General features: G+C 57.7%; 22 protein-coding genes. 4 read left to right on the top strand and 18 right to left on the bottom strand.

Going from position 1 to position 21,580, the window contains the following annotated elements:
• Window positions 1-40 precede the first annotated feature (40 nt).
• On the bottom strand, window positions 41-853 hold the full coding sequence (locus EU556_RS00715; RefSeq protein ID WP_135430014.1) for a tetratricopeptide repeat protein: 813 nt from the start codon (window positions 851-853) through the stop codon (window positions 41-43).
• A 299-nt stretch (window positions 854-1,152) separates the two neighbouring features.
• On the opposite strand from EU556_RS00715, the gene EU556_RS00710 reads away from it, so the two are divergent.
• Window positions 1,153-2,553, top strand: coding sequence for a lysophospholipid acyltransferase family protein (locus EU556_RS00710; protein ID WP_135430012.1), 1,401 nt, complete (start codon window positions 1,153-1,155; stop codon window positions 2,551-2,553).
• A 5-nt stretch (window positions 2,554-2,558) separates the two neighbouring features.
• On the opposite strand, the gene EU556_RS00705 is transcribed toward EU556_RS00710, so the two are convergent.
• The 5 genes from EU556_RS00705 to EU556_RS00685 form a co-directional block, all read right to left on the bottom strand.
• Complete coding sequence (locus EU556_RS00705; protein ID WP_135430010.1) at window positions 2,559-3,164, bottom strand: hypothetical protein; 606 nt, start codon at window positions 3,162-3,164, stop codon at window positions 2,559-2,561.
• Complete coding sequence (locus tag EU556_RS00700) at window positions 3,148-3,975, bottom strand: metallophosphoesterase family protein (RefSeq protein WP_135430008.1); 828 nt, start codon at window positions 3,973-3,975, stop codon at window positions 3,148-3,150. The genes EU556_RS00705 and EU556_RS00700 overlap by 17 nt, the downstream gene beginning before the upstream one ends.
• Window positions 3,976-4,041: 66 nt before the next feature.
• Window positions 4,042-4,683: a hypothetical protein gene (locus EU556_RS00695; RefSeq protein ID WP_135430006.1), complete on the bottom strand. Its 642-nt coding sequence runs from the start codon at window positions 4,681-4,683 to the stop codon at window positions 4,042-4,044.
• A gap of 2 nt (window positions 4,684-4,685) precedes the next feature.
• A complete protein-coding gene (locus EU556_RS00690; protein ID WP_135430004.1) occupies window positions 4,686-5,516 on the bottom strand; it encodes a metallophosphoesterase family protein in 831 nt (276 codons plus the stop codon).
• A 260-nt stretch (window positions 5,517-5,776) separates the two neighbouring features.
• A complete protein-coding gene (locus EU556_RS00685) occupies window positions 5,777-6,370 on the bottom strand; it encodes an arylesterase (protein ID WP_135430002.1) in 594 nt (197 codons plus the stop codon).
• A gap of 381 nt (window positions 6,371-6,751) precedes the next feature.
• Between EU556_RS00685 and EU556_RS00680 the strand changes: the two genes are divergently transcribed.
• A complete protein-coding gene (locus tag EU556_RS00680) occupies window positions 6,752-7,069 on the top strand; it encodes a thioredoxin family protein (RefSeq protein WP_135430000.1) in 318 nt (105 codons plus the stop codon).
• A gap of 8 nt (window positions 7,070-7,077) precedes the next feature.
• Window positions 7,078-7,320: a DUF6952 family protein gene (locus EU556_RS00675; RefSeq protein ID WP_135429998.1), complete on the top strand. Its 243-nt coding sequence runs from the start codon at window positions 7,078-7,080 to the stop codon at window positions 7,318-7,320.
• Between the two features lie 98 nt (window positions 7,321-7,418).
• Here EU556_RS00675 and EU556_RS00670 read toward each other — a convergent pair whose 3' ends face one another.
• The 8 genes from EU556_RS00670 to EU556_RS00635 all read right to left on the bottom strand — a co-directional run bounded on the left by EU556_RS00670 (window position 7,419) and on the right by EU556_RS00635 (window position 14,996).
• Window positions 7,419-8,033: a TetR/AcrR family transcriptional regulator gene (locus EU556_RS00670; RefSeq protein WP_135429996.1), complete on the bottom strand. Its 615-nt coding sequence runs from the start codon at window positions 8,031-8,033 to the stop codon at window positions 7,419-7,421.
• Window positions 8,034-8,257: 224 nt separating this feature from the next.
• The gene (locus EU556_RS00665; protein WP_135429994.1) at window positions 8,258-8,869 is read right to left on the bottom strand and encodes a TetR/AcrR family transcriptional regulator; all 612 of its coding nucleotides are present in this window, start codon (window positions 8,867-8,869) and stop codon (window positions 8,258-8,260) included.
• Window positions 8,870-8,937: 68 nt separating this feature from the next.
• A complete protein-coding gene (locus EU556_RS00660; RefSeq protein WP_135429992.1) occupies window positions 8,938-9,621 on the bottom strand; it encodes a carotenoid biosynthesis protein in 684 nt (227 codons plus the stop codon).
• A 102-nt stretch (window positions 9,622-9,723) separates the two neighbouring features.
• A complete protein-coding gene (crtD, locus tag EU556_RS00655; protein ID WP_135429990.1) occupies window positions 9,724-11,232 on the bottom strand; it encodes a 1-hydroxycarotenoid 3,4-desaturase CrtD in 1,509 nt (502 codons plus the stop codon).
• A gap of 59 nt (window positions 11,233-11,291) precedes the next feature.
• Entirely contained in the window at window positions 11,292-12,554 is a 1,263-nt protein-coding gene (locus tag EU556_RS00650) for a hypothetical protein (protein ID WP_135429988.1), read from the bottom strand.
• A gap of 54 nt (window positions 12,555-12,608) precedes the next feature.
• The gene (locus EU556_RS00645) at window positions 12,609-13,796 is read right to left on the bottom strand and encodes a class I SAM-dependent rRNA methyltransferase (protein WP_135429986.1); all 1,188 of its coding nucleotides are present in this window, start codon (window positions 13,794-13,796) and stop codon (window positions 12,609-12,611) included.
• A 99-nt stretch (window positions 13,797-13,895) separates the two neighbouring features.
• Window positions 13,896-14,438, bottom strand: a complete 543-nt coding sequence (locus tag EU556_RS00640) for a hypothetical protein (protein ID WP_135429984.1) — start codon at window positions 14,436-14,438, stop codon at window positions 13,896-13,898.
• 102 nt (window positions 14,439-14,540) lie between these two features.
• Window positions 14,541-14,996, bottom strand: coding sequence for an SRPBCC family protein (locus EU556_RS00635; protein ID WP_135429982.1), 456 nt, complete (start codon window positions 14,994-14,996; stop codon window positions 14,541-14,543).
• Between the two features lie 224 nt (window positions 14,997-15,220).
• On the opposite strand from EU556_RS00635, the gene EU556_RS00630 reads away from it, so the two are divergent.
• Window positions 15,221-15,676, top strand: coding sequence for a hypothetical protein (locus EU556_RS00630; RefSeq protein WP_135429979.1), 456 nt, complete (start codon window positions 15,221-15,223; stop codon window positions 15,674-15,676).
• A gap of 161 nt (window positions 15,677-15,837) precedes the next feature.
• Here the strand turns inward: EU556_RS00630 and EU556_RS00625 are convergent, their stop codons facing one another.
• The 4 genes from EU556_RS00625 to EU556_RS00610 all read right to left on the bottom strand — a co-directional run bounded on the left by EU556_RS00625 (window position 15,838) and on the right by EU556_RS00610 (window position 21,501).
• The gene (locus EU556_RS00625; protein ID WP_135429977.1) at window positions 15,838-16,044 is read right to left on the bottom strand and encodes a hypothetical protein; all 207 of its coding nucleotides are present in this window, start codon (window positions 16,042-16,044) and stop codon (window positions 15,838-15,840) included.
• 46 nt (window positions 16,045-16,090) lie between these two features.
• On the bottom strand, window positions 16,091-19,060 hold the full coding sequence (locus EU556_RS00620) for a DEAD/DEAH box helicase (RefSeq protein WP_135429975.1): 2,970 nt from the start codon (window positions 19,058-19,060) through the stop codon (window positions 16,091-16,093).
• A 310-nt stretch (window positions 19,061-19,370) separates the two neighbouring features.
• Entirely contained in the window at window positions 19,371-20,600 is a 1,230-nt protein-coding gene (locus EU556_RS00615; protein WP_135429973.1) for an FtsX-like permease family protein, read from the bottom strand.
• A gap of 91 nt (window positions 20,601-20,691) precedes the next feature.
• On the bottom strand, window positions 20,692-21,501 hold the full coding sequence (locus EU556_RS00610) for a class I SAM-dependent methyltransferase (protein ID WP_135429970.1): 810 nt from the start codon (window positions 21,499-21,501) through the stop codon (window positions 20,692-20,694).
• Between the last annotated feature and the right edge of the window lie 79 nt (window positions 21,502-21,580).

The following is a 21,580-nucleotide window of genomic DNA, read 5'->3' as shown; positions in this document are numbered from 1 at the left end:
CACTCCGCTGGTCTAGGCCACTACTCACCTATCTGCTAGCTTACTGCGGCTTGGAGGCAGCAGTTTCTTTCATGCGCTCCTCAATCTGGGTTAGCAGAAAGCTCGCGTCTTCTTTGTGGGCGGCGTCCTCAAAGAGCTGCACGGCACGGCGGGCGTGGGCGCGAGCCTTGTCAAACTCCTTAAGCTCCAGATACACAAATGCCACATTGAGGTGGGAGGTAGGATAGTTTTTGCGCAGCTGAATAGAGCGCTCAAACGGCATCAGGCTTTCCTGAAACTGGCCTAGGCGCTGGTAGGCGTACCCCAAGGCGAAGTAGGAAAGGTAGTCGCCCTGGCCGTGGTCGTGGGCCTGCTGGTAGAACCGAATAGTGCGCCGGAACACCTCATCCTCGCCCAGGTCCTGCTCGGCGCAGTCGCACTGTTGCACGGCAAAGTAGTAGTCGCCGAGGGCGCGGTCGAGCTTGTAGTTGTCGGGGTATTTATCCTTGAGCTTCTCCAGCACGCGACGCACCGGGAAGGAGTAGCGCACAGAATCGCGCCCCGCCTGGCGCAGGCTATCAATGGAGGGCGAAAGCAACGCCAAGTCGCGGAAGGCAAAGCGCGTCAGCTCGTCGGTGCCAAGGTGGTAGTTGAGGGCCAGCTCGGTCTTTTTCAGGGCCACGGCCGGCTCCACGTTCATTTGATCCGTGAATTTCAATAGCTTCCACGCCGATTCGTAGCGGCGTTCCAGCATCAGCTGGTTGGCCTTTTTAATGGCCGTAGCTTGCGCCGCCGCTTCGGCAGCCCCAGCAGTTTGGGCCCTACTAGCCATTGGAACCAGCACCATCCCCAGAAAAACAAACAGCAAACGCATAACGGGCAATTCTAAACTTGGGTCAAAGATGCTGGATTTAGCCGGAAGCTGCTGGCAGCAAGAAATACCAGCCCATGCCTATGCAACTGAACGTACAATAAGCTCTGCATCGTGCGGCGCTAGGCCTACTATGAAGGCTGGCTGTACCGGAACGGGTAAGGCAGTAAGTTCTTGCCAGAAGTCTTGGCCTTTTTTCAAGAAGTGGCCTAGATACGGTTCCTAAATTACCGTCGGTTTCGTAAGCTCAACATTACCCGCTTTTCCCGTTTCCGTTCTCCCACTCTCAGCTTTTCCTGCCCATGCTCTTTTATACTGTGATGAAGCCCCTCGTGCAGGTAGCCCTACGCGTGTTTTTCCGGCAGCTAGAAGTGCGCCACCCCGAGCGCCTGCAGATGCGTGGCCCCTTGCTCATCACCAGTAACCACCCCAATACCCTCATGGACCCGCTGGTAGCCGCTATCAACCGCCGGCAGCCGGTGGCATTCTTGGCCAAGAGCACCTTCTTCAAAAACCCCATTCTGCGGGCCATTATGGAGTCGGGCAACTCCATCCCGATTTACCGCCGCCAAGACCTCGACACCGGCGCCGAAACTCTGACGCCCGCCCAGCTGGAAGCCCAGAATGAGAAGGCCTTTGGCCGGTGCTACGACTACTTTGACCGGGGCGGCACCATCATGATTTTCCCCGAGGGCACCAGCGTTTCGGAGCGGCGGCTGCGGCCTCTAAAGACAGGCGCGGCCCGCATTGCCTTGGGTGCCGAGGCCCGCCACGACTTTAAGCTAGGCCTGCACATTCTGCCCATGGGCATCAACTACTTCGACCCGCAGCGTTTCCGCTCCGATGTGTACGTGGAACTGGCCGAGCCCATTAGGGTGGCCGAATACGCCGAGCACTACCGCCAGGACCCCGAAGCCGCCGCCGACGTGCTGACCGACGAAATCAGGCGGCGCATGGAAGCCAGCCTGGTTATCACGCGCACCGATGAGGAAGATGAGCTGGTAACCCAGGTGGAGCGCACGTTTGGCCAGCACCTCATTCAAGACGACGAGGAAACCCTCTCCGATAACTTCCAACTCAGCCGCACCTTACTGAAAGCCGTGCGCTTTTTTGAAGGCCACGACCCCGCCCGGCTTGCTGAAGTGCGGGAACAGTTGCATGCCTACCTGCAAGAGCTACGGCAGCTCCGCCTCACTGACGACGCCCTAGAAACTCGCCAGGCGGAAGGTAGTCGGGCTAGCCGGGCCTTCTCGGCAGGGGTGCGGCTGTTGCTGGGCGCGCCACTGTTCCTGTACGGGGTCATCAATAACTACATACCCTACAAAATCCCGTCTATGGTGGCCAAGCGAGCTACCAAGGATGTGGAGTTTGTGGCTCCCATCATGCTGGTAGTAGGCATGATAACCTTCACCCTGGCCTACATAGGGCAAACGGCAGTAGTGTATCACTTCACCCAAGATTGGCGCTGGGCGCTGCTGTACTTCCTGAGTCTTCCAGTGTCGGGGTTCTATGCGCTCAGTTACGCAGGCAACCTGACGGCTCGAATTCGGCGGTTGCGGGTATTACGCCTGTTTCGCACGGAGCGCCCCTTGATGGAGCGTTTACTGCGGCAGCGTACGGAGCTTCTGAAAATATTGCGCGAAGCTCGGGAGGTCTACCTAAGTCGACCAGCTACTCCTGCCGGCGGCAGTTCTGGCCAATAACTAACCTACCAGCTTCCTTTCAACCCGCCTCCCAGCGTGAGAATATCTGGGAGCTTGAGGCTGCGGTTAGTAAGGGCACTGACAAGATACAAGTCGTTGGTACCTAACTCGGCGTAGAGCGTTTGCCGGGATGGGCGCGGGGTGCTGGGGTGGCCTAGGTGCGTTAGGCGAGGACCCACAAATGCGCCCACCCGCACCGCCGACGACCACCAGTAGTAGCCGGACCGGTAGCGCCCGGCGCTGTTATTGGTGAGGAAGTACTGTTGGCCCGTGGTGTAGCTCAGCCAACCGCCCGCCGCCACGGGGCTTACTTCCCACCTCGACTGGCCTAGGCGCGGCGAGAAAGGTATATAGGTGGTTTTGAGGGTGATGACTGCCGCCGCCCGACCCGCAAGCTTCGCCGGTAAATAGCCTACCAGCACTTCGGGCTCTAGGCGTTGGTGCGCTACCCGGTAGCCCCCGCCCAGGGCCACTAGGCCAGTGCCGCCGGCAAAGTGCAGCGTCAGGAAGAACGGCCCCGCCGAGGGTTGAGCGTCGGTTTGCGCTTGCACGGGTAGAGCTACCCAGATGGAGGCCAGCAGGCCTAGCAACAGCCTACGCTTCAGGCCCATAGGTCACGGTTTCTAGTCGAAACTGGCGCTGCCCCCACAGCGAGATGATGTGGTAGCGGTGCTTGGCTAGGCTATAAGTGGTCAGGTAAGTAACGCCGTCGTGGAAGGGCTGGCCGGCCGTGTAGCGGTGTACGTGCCCGCTCAAGTGAAACACCAGCCGAGAGCAGCCGCGCAAGGTGGCAGTGTAAGGCGGTACCAGAGCGGGGTCGAAGTCTTCATCGGTGGGAGGCACGTGGCTGAGCACCACCGTACGCTGGCTGCCCGCGGTATCCTGCAGCTGCTGCCGGAGCCACGGCACATCGGGTACCTGGGCCCCAAAGCCATACTCACGGCCGTTGGTGTCGAGGCAGATAAACTTGGTGCCGCCGTACCGGAAGGAGTAGTTCAGGGGTCCGTAGATGGACTGGTAGATGGCGCGCCCGTTACCCACCAGATCATGGTTGCCGACCACCGTGAGGTAGGGCACGCGTAACTGCTGCAGGCGCTGGTGCACCCACCGGAACTCTCGCAGCAAACCAAAGTCGGAGATGTCGCCCCCCACAAATACGAAATCAATGGCTCGCTGCCGATTGACGCTGGCCACAAACTGCTCGGTTTCATCGTAAAAACGCTGGGTATCACCCACAAATACAAACCGCACGGTGTCGCCTGCAGCGGCGCGGGGCATTTGCTGCAGATGGGCCAGCGTTTGCGTAGTCAAGCCCCGCTCAGTGGCGGGCAGGTGGGTTTGGTTGGGACTGTATTCCACCAACGAACAGCTCACCAAGCTCGTGAGGGCCAGTACACATCCGCAGGAATACCAGCTATTCATGGAGAAGTAACCTTACGGGCGAGCTTGCTTAGCCTACCCACCTGCACCTTCGGCCCGGAGGCCACTTTAAAAATCAGCCTTCAGGCCCAAGCTCAACGTCAGAATATCCCCTACCGACAGCGCCTTGCGGTTCTGCACGTAGCTGAGAATATATAAGTCGTTGCTGCTCAGCTCGTAGTAAAACGCCACGTTGCGGGGTTGTCCGGCGGGGGTGCGCCGGCGGTAGGCCAGGCGGCTGCCCAACACGGGGCCCACGCGGGTGTCAGTAGAAAACCAGTAGTAGCCCTTGGCGTACTGGCCCTTTTCCTCGTCGTTGACGGTGCCGTGGGTGTAGCTCAGGTAACCACCCACCGTGAGGGGCCGGATTTGCCACCGCTCACCGAGGGGCAACACAAAGGGCGAGTAGGTGTACTTGGCCGTGACAATGCTCAGGGAAGAGCCAGCGTACTTGGTGGGCACGTACCCTAGCAGAATATCCAGCTCATTTTTGTCTTTGCCCAGGCTATAGCCTACGCCGGCGGCCACCATGCCAATGCCGCCCCCAGTTTGCAGCACTATGTGGCGGGGACGGTACCAAGGCTTTTTATCGAGGGGCTCTAGGCCAGTGGAGCGCGTGATGAGCGAGTCAGGGGTGGCGGGGCGGGCGGCGGTGTCAGGCGCCGTCGGGGAGCAGGCCAACGCGGCGGCCAACAGAAATTGCGGTGCCATTATTAGAAGGGTACTTTTTTAAGCCGAAACTCCTTGTCGCCCCACATCGTCACAATGAGGTATTGGCGCTTTTCGAAGGCGTAGGAGTTGACGTAGGTAACGCCATCGTTGAAGGGCTGCCCAATGCTGAAGTCGTGGCGGTGGCCGTTCATCTCAAACACCAGGCGCGGATCTGCGCGCAGGGCCGTTACGTATGCATCACGCACGGCGGGGTCAAAGTCCTCGTCTTGCGGGGGCACGTGGGAGATAATCACGTGGCGGCGCACGGTGTTGTCCTGCAACTGCTGGCGTACCCAGGGCATGTCGGGGATGCGGCCGTTGAAGTTGTACTCGCGCCCGTTGGTGTCGGTCATGATAAACTTCGTGTCGCCGTACACGAACGAGTAGTTCAGAGGCCCGAACACCTCCCCGTACGCCTTGCGGCCGTTGCCCACTTGGTCGTGGTTGCCGATAACGGTGAGGTAAGGAATGGTCAGCTTGCGCAGTTGGTCATCTACCCACCACATTTCGCGGGCTAGCCCAAAGTCGGAAATGTCGCCGGCCACCAGCATGAACTGCACGCCCTTCTGCTGGTTTACACTTTTCACCAAGGCCTCCGCATCGTCGTAGAAGCGTTGAGAGTCACCGGTGTAGACAAAGCGAAGGGTATCGTTGGCAGGCAGTGGCTTGGCCAACAGCGTGGTTAAGTTTTTCTGGGTCAGGGCCTGCTTATCATCGGGTGAGCGATGATCATTGGGGCTAAATTCCAGCATCTCGCAGCTGCTCAGGCCAAGGGCGGTGGCAGCTACGGACACATACGTGAGAAGAGGTTGGGAGCGGAAACGTGAAAGCATACTGGTGCACTAGAACCGCTGTGGCTACCTAAAGTAGGAAGCATCAGCACAGAGCTATATACCCGCAGCTTCGCCCGTTTGTTTGCCTACGGTTCAGCCGCACTGCCCCTGGCGGCTATGCCCCAGCTTCTTGCCACAGTTGAGTTTCCATAGCCAACCGCTTTTCCGCTATTGAGAAGGCCGAATTCAAAACCGGAACAAGACTTAAAAAAAAAGCGGCGTTTCCAGTAAAAAAATGTCTTGCTTAGGTAGCCTTTGGGTTAGCCCCGCTCCAAAACCGGACGCAATATGGTCCACACGTTATCGGCCAGAATGCGCTGGCCTGCGGCGTTGGGGTGCACCCCATCGGGTAGGTTAAGGTGACGCTGCCCAATAACCCCCTGCAGCAGGAAAGGCACGAAATCGACTTGGTTTTTCTCGGCCAGCAATCGGAACAAGGCTTTAAACTCTTGCGCGTAGTGCCCATAGCGGCCACCCCCGAGCGTAGCCAGAGGCCCTAAGTCGAATGGAAACTCTAGGCCTACCAGCACAATGCGCGCCTTGGGGTGCTGGCGCCGAACCTCATCCAGAATGAACTGTAGGTTTTGGGTGGTTTCGCGCACGGGGATGCCGCGCAGCCCGTCGTTGGCTCCTAGCTCCAGCACAAACACCTCAATGTTCGTGAAGCGGGCCAGCACGGAACTAATGCGCTGCCGGCCGCCGGCAGTGGTTTCGCCGCTCACCCCGTAGTTATGAGCTTTATAAGACAGGCCTAGCGCATCTATTTTCTCCTGAATCCGAGCCGGAAACGACTCACTAGCCCGAAGCTGATAGCCAGCCGTGAGGCTATTGCCGAAAAAGATAAGGTTCTGCATACGCAAAGAATAGCCGCAGTTATGACCACGCCACCAAGCACCGCCTCCGCAGTTGCGCTACCTGGCCTAAGGGCTGGCCGTACCCCAGATAACGTAAGCCAAGGCTACGGGTTAAGTCGGTTCCGGCAGCAAACAAAGTACTCCCCAGCTTCGCCCCATCCTACCGCCCCTCCTGACTAGCTGTGCCGCGCCGATACAGTTCAGTGCATATACTCGGCTGTACCACTACCACTGAGAGCCAAGGCGGTACGCCCGCCTCATGAGGTAGGCCAGGTAGTTTTAAATGGGGTAGGCTTTTCCGAAATCAGTGCCTTACCTTTGCACCCCGATAAGAATGATTCTTATCTGGACCCCTCCTGTTGTTTACCAAACTCTGTTGCAATGCCCGTTACGAAAGCCACTGATGCCGATTTTCGCCAGCTCCTCGACCAGCATGAAAAGGTAGTAGTGAAATACTACGCCGACTGGTGTGGCAACTGCCGGCTGTTTTCGCCAAAGTTCAAGCGCCTCTCGGAGGCGGAGCCCGAAGTAGCCTTCCTCGACGTAAACGCGGAAACCAGCCCTGAGGCCCGCAAGCTGGCTAACGTTACCAACCTGCCTTACTTTGCGGTATTCCGCAATGGAGAGCTGCTCGAAACGCTGGCTGCCAGCAAGGAAGAGGCGGTAGTGGAGCTGATTTCGAAACTCCACGCCAACTAAGCTGCCCCATGAAAATGCCCGTTATTAAGCGCCTGGTAGAAACCCAGACGCTGGAAAACCTAGTGGCAGCCGAAGAAGCCCTACTAGAAGAACAGCCCCTCCCGTTTGAGGTAGAAGGTGAAGACGAAGGCGAACAGCTCACGCATATTTTCGCAGCTATCTTCATTCATAATCACATGCGTGAGCACGGCTCCCAATTTAAGGATGCCCTGCGCGAGTACACCAAAAAGGTACGGGTGTCTATCAGCTAGGCTCCTAAGCTCGGTTCCCCACTAGGCCAGTAACACCAGCGCCTGCCTTCCGAAGCGGAGGGCAGGCGCTGGTGTTACTGACCTAGTGGGCAGGGGCTTTAGATGCGCGCAAAGTGCTTGGAAGCCAGCTGGATGCCCTCTTCGGTGCAAATACCCCGGATGTAGTACAAGTAAATACTTCTGAATACTTCCGCCAGGTTATAGCGGTCGGGCGGGAAGACTGCCGAGTTTAGAATCAACTGCATCTGCTCCAGAATAATCTTGGTAACCAGCACAATGTTGATGTCGCCCCGGAACTGGCGCTGCAGGATACCCTCATTCAGCAAGCCATGAATCTGAGGTGCCGAGTAGCTTTGCAAGTGCTGCAGCAGCACCTCCCACACCCGCGGATACTCGCGCTGCAGAGCGATGTAATCGGTTTTAGGGGCGCGTTGCATCTCGGCAATGCCGTGCTGCAACAGGGCCAAGATGCGTTCAACGGGCGAGTGCAGTTGAGACAGAAGATGCTGGTGCTCCTGCTTCTGCCGCTCCAAATCGAAGCGGACCACCTGCACCAGAAACTCCTCTTGGTTGTGGAAGGTGGCCTGAAAAGCGGCGGGCGTAAGTTCTAGGCCAGTAAGAAGGTCAGCTTCTGACAACTCAGTTATACCACCAGCGCGGTGAAAGAGTGCCTGTGCCTGCTCAAACAGGCGGGCCTTGTCAGTTTGGTTCATAGAGAATGGTAGGAAGGAAGGGGCGCGGCGAGGCATGGCTGCCTCACCAAAGTACGTGACTTTCCAGCGCCTCCCACAATCTTCCGGCCAATATTTCGTTTGGCCGCCCGAGCTCTCGCTTAACTTATTGAACACCTGCCGCCTACGCTACCGGTTAGCACTGGCACGCAGCTTAACCGTAAGCTAGGGGTAGTTCTGTTACGGCGCAGAAGTTAGCACAGGGGCTACATTCGCTCGAAGTGCAGGCTTACCAAGCGCAGGCCTTCCACGGTGCAAAGGCCCCGCACGTAGGGCGTAAACACGCTCCGATAAATATCGGCCTGGTTGACGTGGTCGGGCGGAAAGTAGGCCTCGTTCAGAATCATGTTCATCTGGGCCATCATGATATGCGCAATGAGGCCCGGCTCCAGGTCGGAGCGGAACTGTCCCTCCTGAATACCCTCCTGCAGCAGGCGCGTGAGCAGCGGGAACGAGTACACATACAAGTGCTCCTGAATAAGGCCCCAGCACTCTGGGTACTGCTCGCGCAGCACATGGTAATCGTAGTGGGGCGAGCGGCGCAACTCCTGCAGACTGTGGTGCAGCCAAGCCAGCAAGCACTCTACGGGAGTAGCCAGGTTTACGAATAGCTGATCGTGCTCCTGGCGCTGGCGCTGCAAATTATGCTGGGTAGTCAGGCGAAGTAGGCCTGCTTTGCTGCCGAACACCTCCCGGAAGGCGGGCACGGTCAGGTCGAGGGCAACGGCCAGCTGCTCTTCGTGCAGAATGCCCACGCCCACCTGGCGCAATAAGTCATTGGCTCGCTCTATTAATTGGTGGAGTACGGTGTCCTCCATAACATGTCGGATAAAATAATACGTAGGCCATCCGCTCGCACCAACCTACTATCAAACGATACAGAGGCCTAGGCTAGCATACTGAGCCCGAAAAAAAACAGGAGCTGCAGCAGATACAAAAACGGCACTAGGGGGTTACGCCTGCTGATCTCCAGCCGATTGAAATATACCAGCAGAATAAGCGCCACTGCAAACCAGCCTTTAAAATTCTGCAGCGGAATGATGTTGTAACGCCAATCCCAGAAATCGTATTTCACGGCCACCGGCTCAATGCAGAGGTCCATGCCTACCAACAGCAACGCCCCTACCACGGCTTTTAGGAACCCTGACAGCTTCAGGTAGTTGGCCAGCGAGCCACCCATCAACACGAGCATAAACCAATTGAGGCCGATGATCAGAGGGACATCGAGCCACTGCGGACCCAGCGTGGGGCCGTACTCATACTGCCCAAAAATAAGCCCCGTGCGGATGCCCGCCACCTCCACGAAGAAGCCCACCAGCATAGTTACAACCACAAAGCTCCAGAAGGTGGCATCGCGCCGGGGCTGGAAGGCAATCAGCAACCCCGCCGTCAGGAGCAGGTTTAGAGGCACAAACTGCAGGTAGAACGACTTATCCTGTGCAAAGCCCAGCCCCAAGAACCCGGTAACGTGAAAAAGCAGCAGCACGCCCTGCGCCAGCCGCAGACGGCGCCGCGCAGTATCAGGAGCCTCGGCGACTATGGGTTGAGGCTGTTGGGTTGGTTCGGTCATCAGAGGCAAATAAAAATTCTCACGCAAAAACTTACAAACTGCGCCTCCACAACAAGGCTGCCGCACGGTGGTTTAGCGGCTAGGGCGGCGCACCTAAGCACTCTACTGGGCAATTAAGTCGGCCACAATGCGGGCCGAGAGCAGGCAGAGCGGAATACCGCCCCCCGGGTGCACCGAGCCGCCACAAAAATAGAGGCCTTCCAGCTGCTGCGAAAAGTTGGGATGCCGCAGAAAGGCCGCCATTGTGTTGTTGGAGGAACTCCCGTATAACGCCCCACCGAACGAGGAGGTTCGGGCCTCAATGCCCGGCGGGTCCCACACGTGCTCGGCCCGAATCAACTGGCCTACATCGGTGCCCAGGGCTTGGCTCACGCGAGACAGCACCGCCTCTCGGGTGCGGGCCACCAGCGTAGGCCAGTCCTGGCCCTGGTCGTGGGGTACGTTTACCATTACAAACCAGTTCTCGTGGCCCTCAGGCGCATCGGTGGGGGTGTGGCCACTGGTAATGTTTACGTATACCGTGGGGTCGGCGGCAATGGTCTTTTCCTGGAAGATGGCGTCGAACTCACGCTTGTAGTCTTCGGAGAAAAAGATGTTGTGCACGCCCAGCTGCGGAAAGCGCTGCCCAATGCCCCAGTAGAAAATCAGGGCCGAGGAGGAGCGCGGCTGCCGCAGCGTACGCTCGGGGGCGGGCTCTTTGTGCAGCAAACGGCGGTAGGTGGGCACCACATCCATGTTGCTGACCACTAGCCCGAAGTCGTACACTTCCTGGGTGGTGCGTAGGCCAGTCACGCGGCCGGCCGCAGTCAGGATTTCCTCCACCGGCTCGTTGTAGCGGAACTGCACGCCCAGTTCCTCAGCCAGCTTCACCAAGCTTTCGGCAATGGCGTAGATGCCGCCTTCGGGGTAGAAGGCGCCTAGCCCGTGCTCCAGGTGCGGAATCATGCTGAGCGTAGCCGGGGCCTGATAGGGGTCGGAGCCGTTGTAAGTGGCAAACCGGTCGAAGAGCTGTACTAGGCGCGGCTCCTGCGGAAAAGCGGCCGTGTGGCGCTGGTGCATGGTGCTGGTGAGGCCGAGCCGGGGCAGGGCCGCCAGTGCCTTTAGCACATCAGCGGAGAGGTAAGTGCGGGCCTTGTGCAGGGACTTTTGCAGGAAGGTGTCGGCAGTGGCGTCGTAGGCCAGTCGGCTGCGCTTTAGAAACTGCAGCACCTCGGGGGCAGGCACGCCCAGCTTTTGCTCTACCTCCTGGGCAAACTTCTCCTCGTCGGCCCAGGCGGTGAGTTGGGTACCGTCGGGAAAGAAGTACTGGGTGATGGGGTCAAGACGCTGGTAGCGGAAGTGCTCTTTGGGCTCGCGGCCAGCCAGCCGGAACAGTTCATCCACCAGGTGGGGTAGAGTGAACAATGAGGGCCCCCCATCAAAGCGGTAGCCGCCCGGCAGCACCAACTGGTGCATCTTTCCCCCAAAGCTCTCCTGGGCCTCAAACACCGTAACCTTGTGCCCCGCTAGCGCCAGCCGCACGGCCGTAGCAATGCCCCCAATCCCAGCCCCAATGATAGCGGCGGGTTGCTTAGGGGAGTTGGACTTGCGGGCAGAGCGGGAAGCGGACATGAGGGCGGGAATGAGCAACAAGAATACTACTAAACTAGACTACGCGGCAGTAGTTCACTTCACATTCCTGCCGGGCGCTGAATTCGCTCATAGCGCAGCTTTGTGGGCTGGGTAGGGTTGACGTAGAAGGCGTAGGAATAGGACGATGCTTCTGGACTAAGCGTAAACCGGATTTCGGCGGGGCGCTGGGGCCGCCGGAAGCGCTGCATCTGCCGGAACGGTAGCTCCGTAAGGACGGCCGGGTTGTGCTTGTCGAGCTGGGTGAGACCACGTTTCTCATCCAGCAGATAGTAGGAATGGGTTTGCCACACGTAGCGCCGGGGAACCTGGTAAAACATGGTGCCTCCGTAGCCATCATAGCGGAATTGCTTCAGCAACTGACCTTTCGTGCTAAGCACAAAGGCATTTGGTGCATTTCGCAGGCGTTTGTCTACTATCCACTTCGCGTCCTGGAAGTCAGCACTTTCCTGCTGGCTTGCGGCTGCCTTCTCCTCGTTTGTGGTTTGCTGCTGGTATTCTCCGTACCGATGCACCGTGAATAGGGTGCTATCTGTTAGGGGAAAAGCCGCTACTATCTGGGACTTAGGCTTCTGCAGGCTTACCAATTTGCCATCAGGCTGCAGCAAGGCCCGGCAGGTTAGCAAGGTGCCATCAGGCAACAGCCGAGGCTCACAGTCGGGGCCATCCCAGTTGGAGTCGTAGCTGCTTGCTATGTGGCGCACCCGGCCATCTAGGCCTAGCATCAGAACGCACTTCTGCCACACGTCGCTGTATGGAATTCCGATATCAAGCGTAAAGGCAAGCGTTTTGCCCGGAGCATAACCACCAATGAACTTGGGTCGCTCCGGCTTGCTCACCGTCACAATATCACGACTGGCAGCACCGTAGAAGTCAGCCTTTCGCAGGCGCCGTTGAAACACCCGGCGCCCCGCCGAATCGAGCAGAGTAATGACTGGTCCTCCCTCGTAGCCACGTACGCGCCGGGTGGTGGCGAAGGTGCTAGTATCCTCGGCAAATGCCTCACCTACACTCCCATCCGTTACTGCCACCAGCGGTTTGGTTGAGTCGGTTTCGGCACGCAACAGCAAGCGGTAGCGCTGCTTCCCCAGGTAAAACGTAGTGTCGCGGCCTGCTTGGTAACCTAGGCTGGTTCGGCTGGCATCCGTGGTATCGGGCGGAGTCGGCTGGGCCGTCGGCAGTGCTACCGTCAGGGTAGTGTCGGCGAGAGGGCTAGGCGCGGCAGTTCGCTCGGTGGGCTGGCGCTGCTCGCAGGCGGTCAGGATCAGCCCAGCAATTCCTAACGCGAAAAAGGAACTACGCATAGCAAAACGCATCAGCAAGCCAGACGCCCAGCATCGAATCAAGCAGTTAAGCTCCTACTCCACTGCCAGCACAAGCCCTTTCAGGTATTCACCCTCAGGGTGGAACAGGCTCACGGGGTGGTCGGCGGGTTGGGTAAGGCGGTGCAGTATGCGGGCGGGGCGGCCAGCCTCAATGGCAGCGGCTAGTACGGCCCCTTCAAACAGCTCCGCCGAAACTACCTGCGAGCAGCTGAACGTGAACAGCAACCCACCCGGCGCAATATGCCGGATGCCGGCTGCATTCAGGCGCTTGTAGCCCATGAGGGCGTTGTGGCGGGCCGAGAGGTGCTTGGCGAAGGCCGGCGGATCAAGCACGATGAGGTCGTACTGCTCCTCGGTATCCTTCATGAAGGTGAATACATCCTGGGCAAACGCCTCGTGCTTGCTCTCTAGGCCAGTGAGGGCGGCGTTGCGCTCGGTCAGCTCAATGGCTTTCTTTGAGCTATCCACAGAGTGCACCAGCTCCGCGCCGGCCTCCAGGGCGTAGCTGCTGAAGCCGCCGGTGTAGCAGAACGTGTTGAGCACCCGGCGACCGGGGGCGTAGCGGGCCAGTAGGCTGCGGTTGTCGCGCTGATCGATGAAGAAGCCGGTCTTCTGGCCCGATTCCCAATCGACGGCAAAGGGGTGCCCGTTTTCCTGTACAATGTGTTCCTGCCCGTTGCTTTCCCCAAACAGATATCCATTTTGGGCACCTGGGGCCGCTTTGGCTGGCACAGTTTCGGCGCTCTTGTCGTAGATGGCGCGCAAGCCCGGAATTACGGCTTGCAGGGCGGCGGCAATCAGGGGGCGGGCTTTGTACATACCGGCGCTATGCGCCTGCACCACGGCCACGTCGCCGTACACGTCAATAATGAGGCCGGGCAGACCGTCGCCCTCGGCGTGGGTGAGGCGGTACACGTTGGTGTTGCCAGTGCCCGTGAGGCCTAGGCCTTGGCGCAACTGGTAGGCATTGCGCAGACGAGCTTCCCAGAAGGCCGCGTCGGGCAGTTGGGCATCGGGGCCAAAGTCGAGCATGCGCACGGCAATGGAGCCGGGGGCGTAGTGGCCTACGCCCAGCAGCTCGCCGTTGGCGGCCTGCACATGCACTACCTCGCCTTCTACTACCTCGCCCTGCATGCGGCCAATAGCCCCCGAAAACACCCACGGGTGGCGGCGACGAAGGGACTGATCTTTACCGGGTTTGAGCGTGATAGTAGCGGGCATGGCAGCAAAAGTTGAAAAGCGGAGGGCAAAGGTACACCATAGCCCGCCGGTGGCCTAGCATCAGGGGTTCAGCTCAAAAAGTCAACATCAGCCTGAGGCTTAACCGAAGGGGTCGAGGTAGGCCACTAGCACAGCTAAGGCGGCCAGTCCCGCCAGAATAGCCCAGACCGGGCCACCCCAAATCAATAAGCCGATCAGGCTAATGGGCAATACTACTAGGCCTAGCACGCCCAGCACCGTGGTGCCTAAGCCTACCTCGGTATCGTGGCGGGGCCCGGCAGCCTTATGCGCTTTTTGCGCTGCTGGCCGCGCCAGTAGCGGCTTCAGTAACTGCCGTGGAGTTGTTGTAGCCTGCGCTACTGCTCGGCGTAACTCTTGCCGTAGCTGCCGGGGTTTTAGGGATGCAGGCGGTGCTGCTTCAGTGGTAGTTGCCACAAGTACTGGCTGGGGCGTTGCCCTCACTTCAACGTGGTTCGTAGTGACTTTGGGGGTGGATACTGGCCTAGGGGCCGCTATTGTGGGGGCAGGTCGGAACTGAAACGCCGACTGGGCATTGCGGCAACCCGAGGCCAGCGTCAGGAGGAGCAGCGCCAAGGGGAGATACAGGAAAAACCGGGTACGGTGAGCAGAAGTACAAGTCATACGCATGGGCAAAACCAGAAGCGGGCGCAAGCTACACTACTTGCTGCGGTCCTATACGGGAGCTGGCCGGTTGGCGCTGCCTAACCGTTTAGTTTTCGTGCGCTACCGGGCCGAGGGCATGCCAAACCAGCGCCGGTAGATAGGCCTACGCCAGGCAAACTGTGCCCACATTACAGGCCGCATCAACAAATCTAGAGCGCGTAGGCCAGTGCGGTACTCCAGATCCTCCACAATATAGGCACCGCCACCGGGAGCGGGCTGCATCAGGTGGCGGTGGCGCCAAAACCGCAACGGGGTGGGCAGTATCTGGCCTTCATCCACGAAGAAGTAGGTGCCATCGGGGAGCACGCCGTGGTCGGTGATGAGGGAAGTCCAGGGTTGCCGGAAGGGGCCGGCGCCCAGCTCAATGTGCACCTCGTCGCCACGGCGGCAGCCATCAAAGCGGACCAGATGAAATGGCGGAAACGGCGGAGCCAGCGCTAGGAACAACTCCCGGGTGAAACCGGCCCACACTTGCGCCGGGGCTGCCGCTACGTGCGTGCGAAGAGTGAAATGCATGTGCCTAGTACCGCTACCGCCGGGGCTTTGTTTGCCGCTGTCCTTGGCACATCCGGCACTAGGGCCACCCCTTGTACTACTGAAGAGGCCTAGGGTACCTTAAGCTCAGCTGTAGGCTTGCTTTTGCCTAATTAAATGCAGACCTAGAGCCCGGCATAGCTGACAAGAGCCCTAATCCTTACCACTCAACCCAATTCACCTTACACACCTTTTTCTCCTTTCATATGAAGAACTCTAACTCTCTGCTAGGTGCCGGTTTATTACTGGCCGGCGCCGCCCTATTGCTTACCTCGCGCAAGAAAGGAACTCCTGGCTTCCCACTCGGCGACTCCGACCCAAACTCACCTAGTCCGTTCAATCCTAATGCGGGCGACCCGGTTTCTATTCCCACGGCCAAGCAGTACGCCAACAAGTACAAGAAGCGCTATAAAGGCAACACCAGCTCGAACTACTGTAACCTGGCTATCATCGACGAAATCAGAGCCGCGACCAACTGTTACGGGATTCGCATCTATCGGATCCTGAATGAGGATAACACCCACGGTATCGTAGTGGTGGGCGTGGATGAAGCTGGCCGCGACATCACCACGCCGGTTGCCAACAGTGCCACCGATGTACTGGCAGCGGAAAGCTACGAGAAGTGCCCCGAAAACTGCGGTGGCACCATTCTAACAAAATAAGCTACCTCGCTGCGCGCTACTGCAGAGCCGGAAAGGAGCATAAACCCTCGCGACCTGCGGTGGTGCCCACTATACTTGCAAGCTACTTTAAGGTGAGGAGGCCTAGCAGCCGCAGCTCAGGGCTCAAAAAAGCGTCGTCAGCGTCGAAATCTACGCCCCGCTTACTGCGGCTTAAACCAATGGATGTAGCCGCAATTGTCGCAGGTGTAGGCCACTACGGTCGGGTCGAACCAGTCGGAGTGAAATAATTCTGCTGGGTCTAGCCGGATGTGCCTGCGCCAGAATCGGTCGTACCGGCAGATGACGCAGTACAGCACATTGCCCTTTATTTCAACTCCCACGGGCTTAGGAGCATCGAATAAACCCATCTGGGATAGAATAGCTTGCTATAACTGGAACTGCTGGGCTAGTGGCCTAGCCCAGCAGTTCCTCAATATCTTCCTTGGTCAGGCTCTTGATAATGGCTTCGTCGGTGGTAATCAGGTCCGTCACCAGCTGAATCTTCTTGTTCTGCAGGGCCAAGATCTTCTCCTCCACCGTGTTCTTGGTGATGAACTTGTAAGTAAACACCGTGCGCTGCTGCCCGATGCGGTGGGCACGGTCTACAGCCTGGGCCTCCACGGCGGGGTTCCACCAGGGGTCGAGGATGAACACGTAATCGGCGGCGGTGAGGTTGAGGCCTACGCCGCCCGCTTTCAGCGAAATCAGGAACACGCGTAAGTCGTCGGTTTCCTGGAAGCGGGCCACCTCCCGGTGCCGGTCGCGGGTGTTGCCGTCGAGGTAGGCATACTCAATCTGGCGCTCATCCAAGGAAGCCCGCACAATGTCGAGGTGCTTCACGAACTGACTAAACACCAGCACCTTGTGTCCCTCCGACACCACACTCTTAATCATACGCACCACTTCACGCAGCTTGCCCGACTCATGCTCGTACTCATCGTCGGCCATGCGGGGGTGGTTGGCAATCTGGCGCAGCTTAGTAAGGCCCTGCAGCAGCATAAACTGGGTACTGGCAGTGCCGTGCTCCTCAATGCTCTGCAGAATCTTGTTGCGGTAAAAGCTTTTGGTTTCCTCATAGCAATGCTGCTGCTCCTCGGTCATGGGGCAGTAGCTGAGGTGCTCAATCTTCTCCGGTAGCTCGCGGGCCACTTGGGCCTTGTGGCGGCGCAGAATGAAGGGCTTGATGAGGGCGTGCAGGCGCTTGGTTTTGGCCTCGTCTTTACCTTTCTCGATGGGCTTGAGGAACTCCTTCCGGAAAAACGACTGCGAGCCCAGTAGGCCAGGGTTGATGAACGACATCTGCGACCACAGATCCATAGTGCTGTTCTCCACCGGGGTTCCCGTCAGGATCAGGCGGTGGCGCGAGTGCAGCCCCCGCACGGCCTGCGAGGTAGTGGAGCTGGGGTTTTTGATGGCCTGTGACTCATCCAGAATTACATAGTCGAACTTGTAGCTTTTCAGCAGTTCAATATCCAGACGCACAATACCGTAGCTGGTCAGCACCACGTCGTAGTCGGCGAACTGCTCTACGTTTTTGTCGCGGTAGGTGCCCGTGTAAATCAGCAAGCGTAGGCCAGGCGTGAACTTGAAGGCCTCGCTCATCCAGTTGTACACCAGCGAAGTGGGCATCACCAGCAATGACGCCGCGCCCTTAGCTGCGCCGCTTTCTTTGCGGTCGAGCAGCAACGCCAGGGTTTGCACTGTTTTGCCCAAGCCCATATCATCGGCGAGGCAGCCCCCGAAGTGGTAGTCCTGCACGAAATGGAGCCAGTTGTAGCCCGCCTTCTGGTAAGGCCGCAGTTCACCTCGGAACCCCGCGGGCATGGGCTTATCTTCCACCATCTCAAACTCGCGCAGCTTCTCCAGCTTCCGCGACATGAGCACGGTGGCTAGGTTACCGTTCTGCAGGTCAGACACCAGCGCTAGGTGGTGCTTGCGCAGCGTGAGCGTGTGGTGGTTCTCTTCGCTGAAGGCAAACAGCTCCAGATACTGCGTAAACCACTCTTCCGGGATAATGGCAATCTGTCCGTTGGGCAGCCTGAACTCGTGACGCTTATTCAGGATGTAGGGCCGCAGCTTGATGAAGGGAATTTCAAACTCCCCAAACTGCACCGTGCCATGCACATCAAACCAGTCGTTGGTTTCGGTGATGCCTACCTGCACAGTAATCGTCCCGATGAAGTAGTCTTTGCCAGAGGTAGTACCCTGCTGCACCGTGAAGCCCAAGCGCACAAGGTCATCGGCGTGGTTGTGGAGCCAGCGGAAGGCCGTGGCTTTTTCCAGCACCGCGCGGCCGTTGCGCACCTCTAGGGCCCGGTCGTGCAGTTCACTGATAATTTCCTGTTCCCGGTCGAGGTTGCGGATGAGCCGGTGGAAAATGTAGTTGTCGTTCTGCTTCTCCAGCTTCACGCATACCCGCTTGCCATGGCCCGTGTGGATGGTATGGTCGCCGTAGCGGAAGCTCAGATCAAAGTGAATGTGGTCTGATACGGCCGCCTCCGCCGTAACGGTAGCCGCACTTGCGCTAGCGCGCCGACCAGCTCCGGCAGTGCGGCTGGTTTCGGCGGCCACTACAGTTGCACCGGGGGCATCGGAGAAGGTGAGGTGGGGCCGCGCCATGTAGCGCTCCGAGCGTATATCAAAGCCGCGGGCGTGCACATCGAACGATTCTACCAGCGGTGCCACAAACCGCTGGAAGTAGCTTTCCTCTACCTGCCGCGGAATTACGATGAACTTCTTATTAAGGAAGGGCTTCAGCTTTTTGCCGTCTACATCCTTATGGAAGTTGTGCAGCACGTCACCGAGGAGTAACCAGGCCGGCTGCTCGCACACAATCACTGCATTCTTGTACTGAAAGTCGAGCTTTTGCCCTTTGTACTGAATGGTAGGAAAGTAGTGCGTGCTGTCCTCATTGCGCCGGAAATGGAACAAGACCGAGGCTGGCTCCGTGGCCACGCGTATCTCGCGCCAAGTGGGCTCCCCATCCTTACCCATAATGAAGACTAACTTGCCCTGGAGACGCTCCAGAATCTGGCCCATGCGCTCCTGCACGTACTGGCAGATGGTTTCCTGCAGCGCCTTATCGCCTTTTTCGGGGTCGTAAATCTTGAGGAAAAACTCGGCGGGAGTAGTTTTCTTCGGCCAGAACTCCTTCATCACCACATCCTGCTGGATCTGGTCGGTGAGGGCAATCAGCTCGAAGTCAATAATATCTAAGCCATCGGCAAATTCGGGAGCATTCTTAGCCGATACCGTCTGGTGCTGTAAGGTAAGCTGTCCGCGCTGGTTACGCTGAACTACGTATGACTCGAATAGATAGCCTAAGTACTCGTGCTCGAGTAAGGAATAAACAATTTGAAATGGCTGTGAAGTAGAAACCTTCATAGTCGGCGGCTAAGATGCAGCGTTGAAAGTAATAACAATTGACAAATAGTCGATTATTTCATAAAAAGTAAAATTCATTCAAAGAATAGTTATACCAAAAAGACGAATCCCTGCTAGAACAGGCCTAGCCACCCTTTGTAGTAGACGAATCTAAAAACCTCTTCGAGGTTAAATTATATTCCTTTTGACAAGAAAAGGTCAACTACCAGCTATAAAAGACGCATGGCGGTCATCAACATGTACTAGGCCTAGCGCCTAACCTTCGTGTTAAATCTCCTCACCAGTATGAGTAGGCCGGTAGAGCAGTGGCCTAGAGGTTTTCGCGCACGTCGAGGTGCGAGGCATTGAGAGCGGGCCGGATAGAAACCGAAATGGTAATAACAATGATAGCAATAGCCGTCAGGACAATATCCGATGACTGCATTTTCACGGGGTAAGAATCGACGACGCTGGTAGCCATGCCCATGCTTACCAACCCAAATGTTTGCTGCGCCCAGCAGATGCTTACGCCCAGCACTAGGCCAGTAATAGCTCCTACCAGAGCCACAATGGCCCCTTCCAGCAGGAAGATGTTCCGCACGGTGCGGGTGCTGGCGCCCATGGCCATGAGCACGGCAATATCCTTCCGCTTGTCAATCACCAGCATCGACAGCGAGAAGAAGATATTGAGCGAGGCAATGAGCAGGATGAAGGCAAACGTGATGAACACGAACATCTTCTCCACCTTAATGGCCTTAAGCAAGCTTACGTGCTGCTCATCGGAGTCGAGCACTTTGAAGGTGTTACCCAACTGGTTCTTGAGCCCGGTTTTCACCTTATCAACTGAAAAGCCGGGCGCTACCTTCACTTCCAGGGCCGTGCGGCGGTTACCGTATTTCAGCAACTCCTGGGCAAACTGCAGAGGCACAAAGATGTAGCTGTCGTCGATGTGTTGCTCAATCAGGAACACCCCGCCGGCCAAGATGCTCTGCTCATTGAACGCCGTTTCGGGGTTCATGGAGAGCGTTTTCTTGCCGGTGTTGTTGGGGTAGAGCAACCGCATAGGCGAGAAGCGGTTGTTGATGGTGATGCTAAGCTCGTGCTGTACACCAGCCCCCAGCAGGGCATAGTCAGCCCCGTCGTGGTGGAGGCGGTGGTCGCCGTCTACTATAGCCGAGTCGATATTACTCTGGTAGTGATAGTTATCCGACACGCCCTTCATCTTCACCACCATTTGGCGGTCGTGATACTGCAGTAGGGCGTTGTCCTCGATTACCTGCGTTACCAGAGCCACACCGGGTGTGGTGGTAAGGCGAGTGAGCAGCTGGGCTTCTACCGGGAAAGACTTGCCCTCTACTGCCGTAATTACCAGGTCGGGGTCCGATTTTCCGTAGAGGCTGCGTACGAGGTCCTCCAATCCGTTAAACACGGACAGCACGATAATCAGCGCCATCGTGCCCACCGCCACGCCAATCATGGAGATGTTTGAGATGATGCTGATAATGTTGCGCTTCTTCTTCGAGAGAAAATAACGCCGGGCAATGAGCAAGGGTACGTTCACGTGCGGGGCGCGGAGGAGCTAGTAGGTAGCGTAAATAGAATGATTCAGACCTAGATAGTTTGGAGCAAGATACGCCACCGGGCGCAAAAGTCTATTTCCAGGCTTTCACAATCAGGCCCGTGCCCGACTCGTGCTTGGTGTTAGCATCAAACCAGTTCAGCACCAAACAGAAAGGAAAGGTGATGAGGTAGTAGAAGGGCAACAGCAGAAAAAACAGCTTTGACTTTCCCAACATTAAAATAGGGTACTTCATGCTCAGGCGCCACGAAATCTGACCGGGCTCCCCGTAGCTGTACTGGGCCTCGATGCGCTCAAAACCGGCCGTACGCAGCTTCTGCTGAATTTCATGGATGTTGTAGCCGTCGCGCACGTGCTCCTCAATGAAGCTCGTTTCGCCATCGGCATGCACGTCGGAACCGCCCTGGTCGGAGGGGGTAGAGATGAGCAGCATACCACCGTCTTTGAGGGAGGCGTGAATGTTGCGGAACACTTCCACATCTTCCAGGATGTGCTCCATCACGTCTACCGACAGGGCCAAATCGAAGGTGTTGGGCTGCTGGTAGAGCACCAAATCCTGCACGGCAAACTGGGCGTTGGTGCGGCCAATCTGCCGGAAGAAGCGGTTAGAGTCGGCTACTTGCTCGTCCTTCACATCCACGGCCAAAATCTCCCACTTCTTGCTCAGCCCCGACATCCAGTACGTGTACTGCCCGTAGCCGGAGCCGGCGTCCAGAATGCTGGCCGGCTCGTTGGTGCGGCCCTTTGCCCACTGACGCAGCTCGCGGTGCACGTGCCAAGTCCGAAGCAGCAACAAATCGAGCAGGTGGTAAAACAGGCGTCGCAGCCAAGGCGTACGGTTGAAGACTTCGCCGAGCGACTTCTTAATCGGGTCGTAATACAAGGGAGTGAATGCGTATATGAGTGAACGAGTGAAGCGTAACGTGAGCAAACAAGGAAACTATCCCTCGTTTACTCAAGCA

This window comes from Hymenobacter fodinae (assembly GCF_004745825.1).
Taxonomy (GTDB): Bacteria; Bacteroidota; Bacteroidia; order Cytophagales; family Hymenobacteraceae; genus Hymenobacter; species Hymenobacter fodinae.
Note: the sequence above shows the minus strand (reverse complement) of the source record. Positions and strands in the feature narration are given on the sequence as shown.

Bases quoted from the DNA above. Each gene is read 5' to 3' on its own strand.
- EU556_RS00715 (WP_135430014.1), bottom strand. From the start codon at position 853: ATGCGTTTGCTGTTTGTTTTTCTGGGGATGGTGCTGGTTCCAATGGCT.
- EU556_RS00710 (WP_135430012.1), top strand. From the start codon at position 1,153: ATGCTCTTTTATACTGTGATGAAGCCCCTCGTGCAGGTAGCCCTACGC.
- EU556_RS00705 (WP_135430010.1), bottom strand. From the start codon at position 3,164: ATGGGCCTGAAGCGTAGGCTGTTGCTAGGCCTGCTGGCCTCCATCTGG.
- EU556_RS00700 (WP_135430008.1), bottom strand. From the start codon at position 3,975: ATGAATAGCTGGTATTCCTGCGGATGTGTACTGGCCCTCACGAGCTTG.
- EU556_RS00695 (WP_135430006.1), bottom strand. From the start codon at position 4,683: ATGGCACCGCAATTTCTGTTGGCCGCCGCGTTGGCCTGCTCCCCGACG.
- EU556_RS00690 (WP_135430004.1), bottom strand. From the start codon at position 5,516: ATGCTTTCACGTTTCCGCTCCCAACCTCTTCTCACGTATGTGTCCGTA.
- EU556_RS00685 (WP_135430002.1), bottom strand. From the start codon at position 6,370: ATGCAGAACCTTATCTTTTTCGGCAATAGCCTCACGGCTGGCTATCAG.
- EU556_RS00680 (WP_135430000.1), top strand. From the start codon at position 6,752: ATGCCCGTTACGAAAGCCACTGATGCCGATTTTCGCCAGCTCCTCGAC.
- EU556_RS00675 (WP_135429998.1), top strand. From the start codon at position 7,078: ATGAAAATGCCCGTTATTAAGCGCCTGGTAGAAACCCAGACGCTGGAA.
- EU556_RS00670 (WP_135429996.1), bottom strand. From the start codon at position 8,033: ATGAACCAAACTGACAAGGCCCGCCTGTTTGAGCAGGCACAGGCACTC.
- EU556_RS00665 (WP_135429994.1), bottom strand. From the start codon at position 8,869: ATGGAGGACACCGTACTCCACCAATTAATAGAGCGAGCCAATGACTTA.
- EU556_RS00660 (WP_135429992.1), bottom strand. From the start codon at position 9,621: ATGACCGAACCAACCCAACAGCCTCAACCCATAGTCGCCGAGGCTCCT.
- crtD (WP_135429990.1), bottom strand. From the start codon at position 11,232: ATGTCCGCTTCCCGCTCTGCCCGCAAGTCCAACTCCCCTAAGCAACCC.
- EU556_RS00650 (WP_135429988.1), bottom strand. From the start codon at position 12,554: ATGCGTAGTTCCTTTTTCGCGTTAGGAATTGCTGGGCTGATCCTGACC.
- EU556_RS00645 (WP_135429986.1), bottom strand. From the start codon at position 13,796: ATGCCCGCTACTATCACGCTCAAACCCGGTAAAGATCAGTCCCTTCGT.
- EU556_RS00640 (WP_135429984.1), bottom strand. From the start codon at position 14,438: ATGACTTGTACTTCTGCTCACCGTACCCGGTTTTTCCTGTATCTCCCC.
- EU556_RS00635 (WP_135429982.1), bottom strand. From the start codon at position 14,996: ATGCATTTCACTCTTCGCACGCACGTAGCGGCAGCCCCGGCGCAAGTG.
- EU556_RS00630 (WP_135429979.1), top strand. From the start codon at position 15,221: ATGAAGAACTCTAACTCTCTGCTAGGTGCCGGTTTATTACTGGCCGGC.
- EU556_RS00625 (WP_135429977.1), bottom strand. From the start codon at position 16,044: ATGGGTTTATTCGATGCTCCTAAGCCCGTGGGAGTTGAAATAAAGGGC.
- EU556_RS00620 (WP_135429975.1), bottom strand. From the start codon at position 19,060: ATGAAGGTTTCTACTTCACAGCCATTTCAAATTGTTTATTCCTTACTC.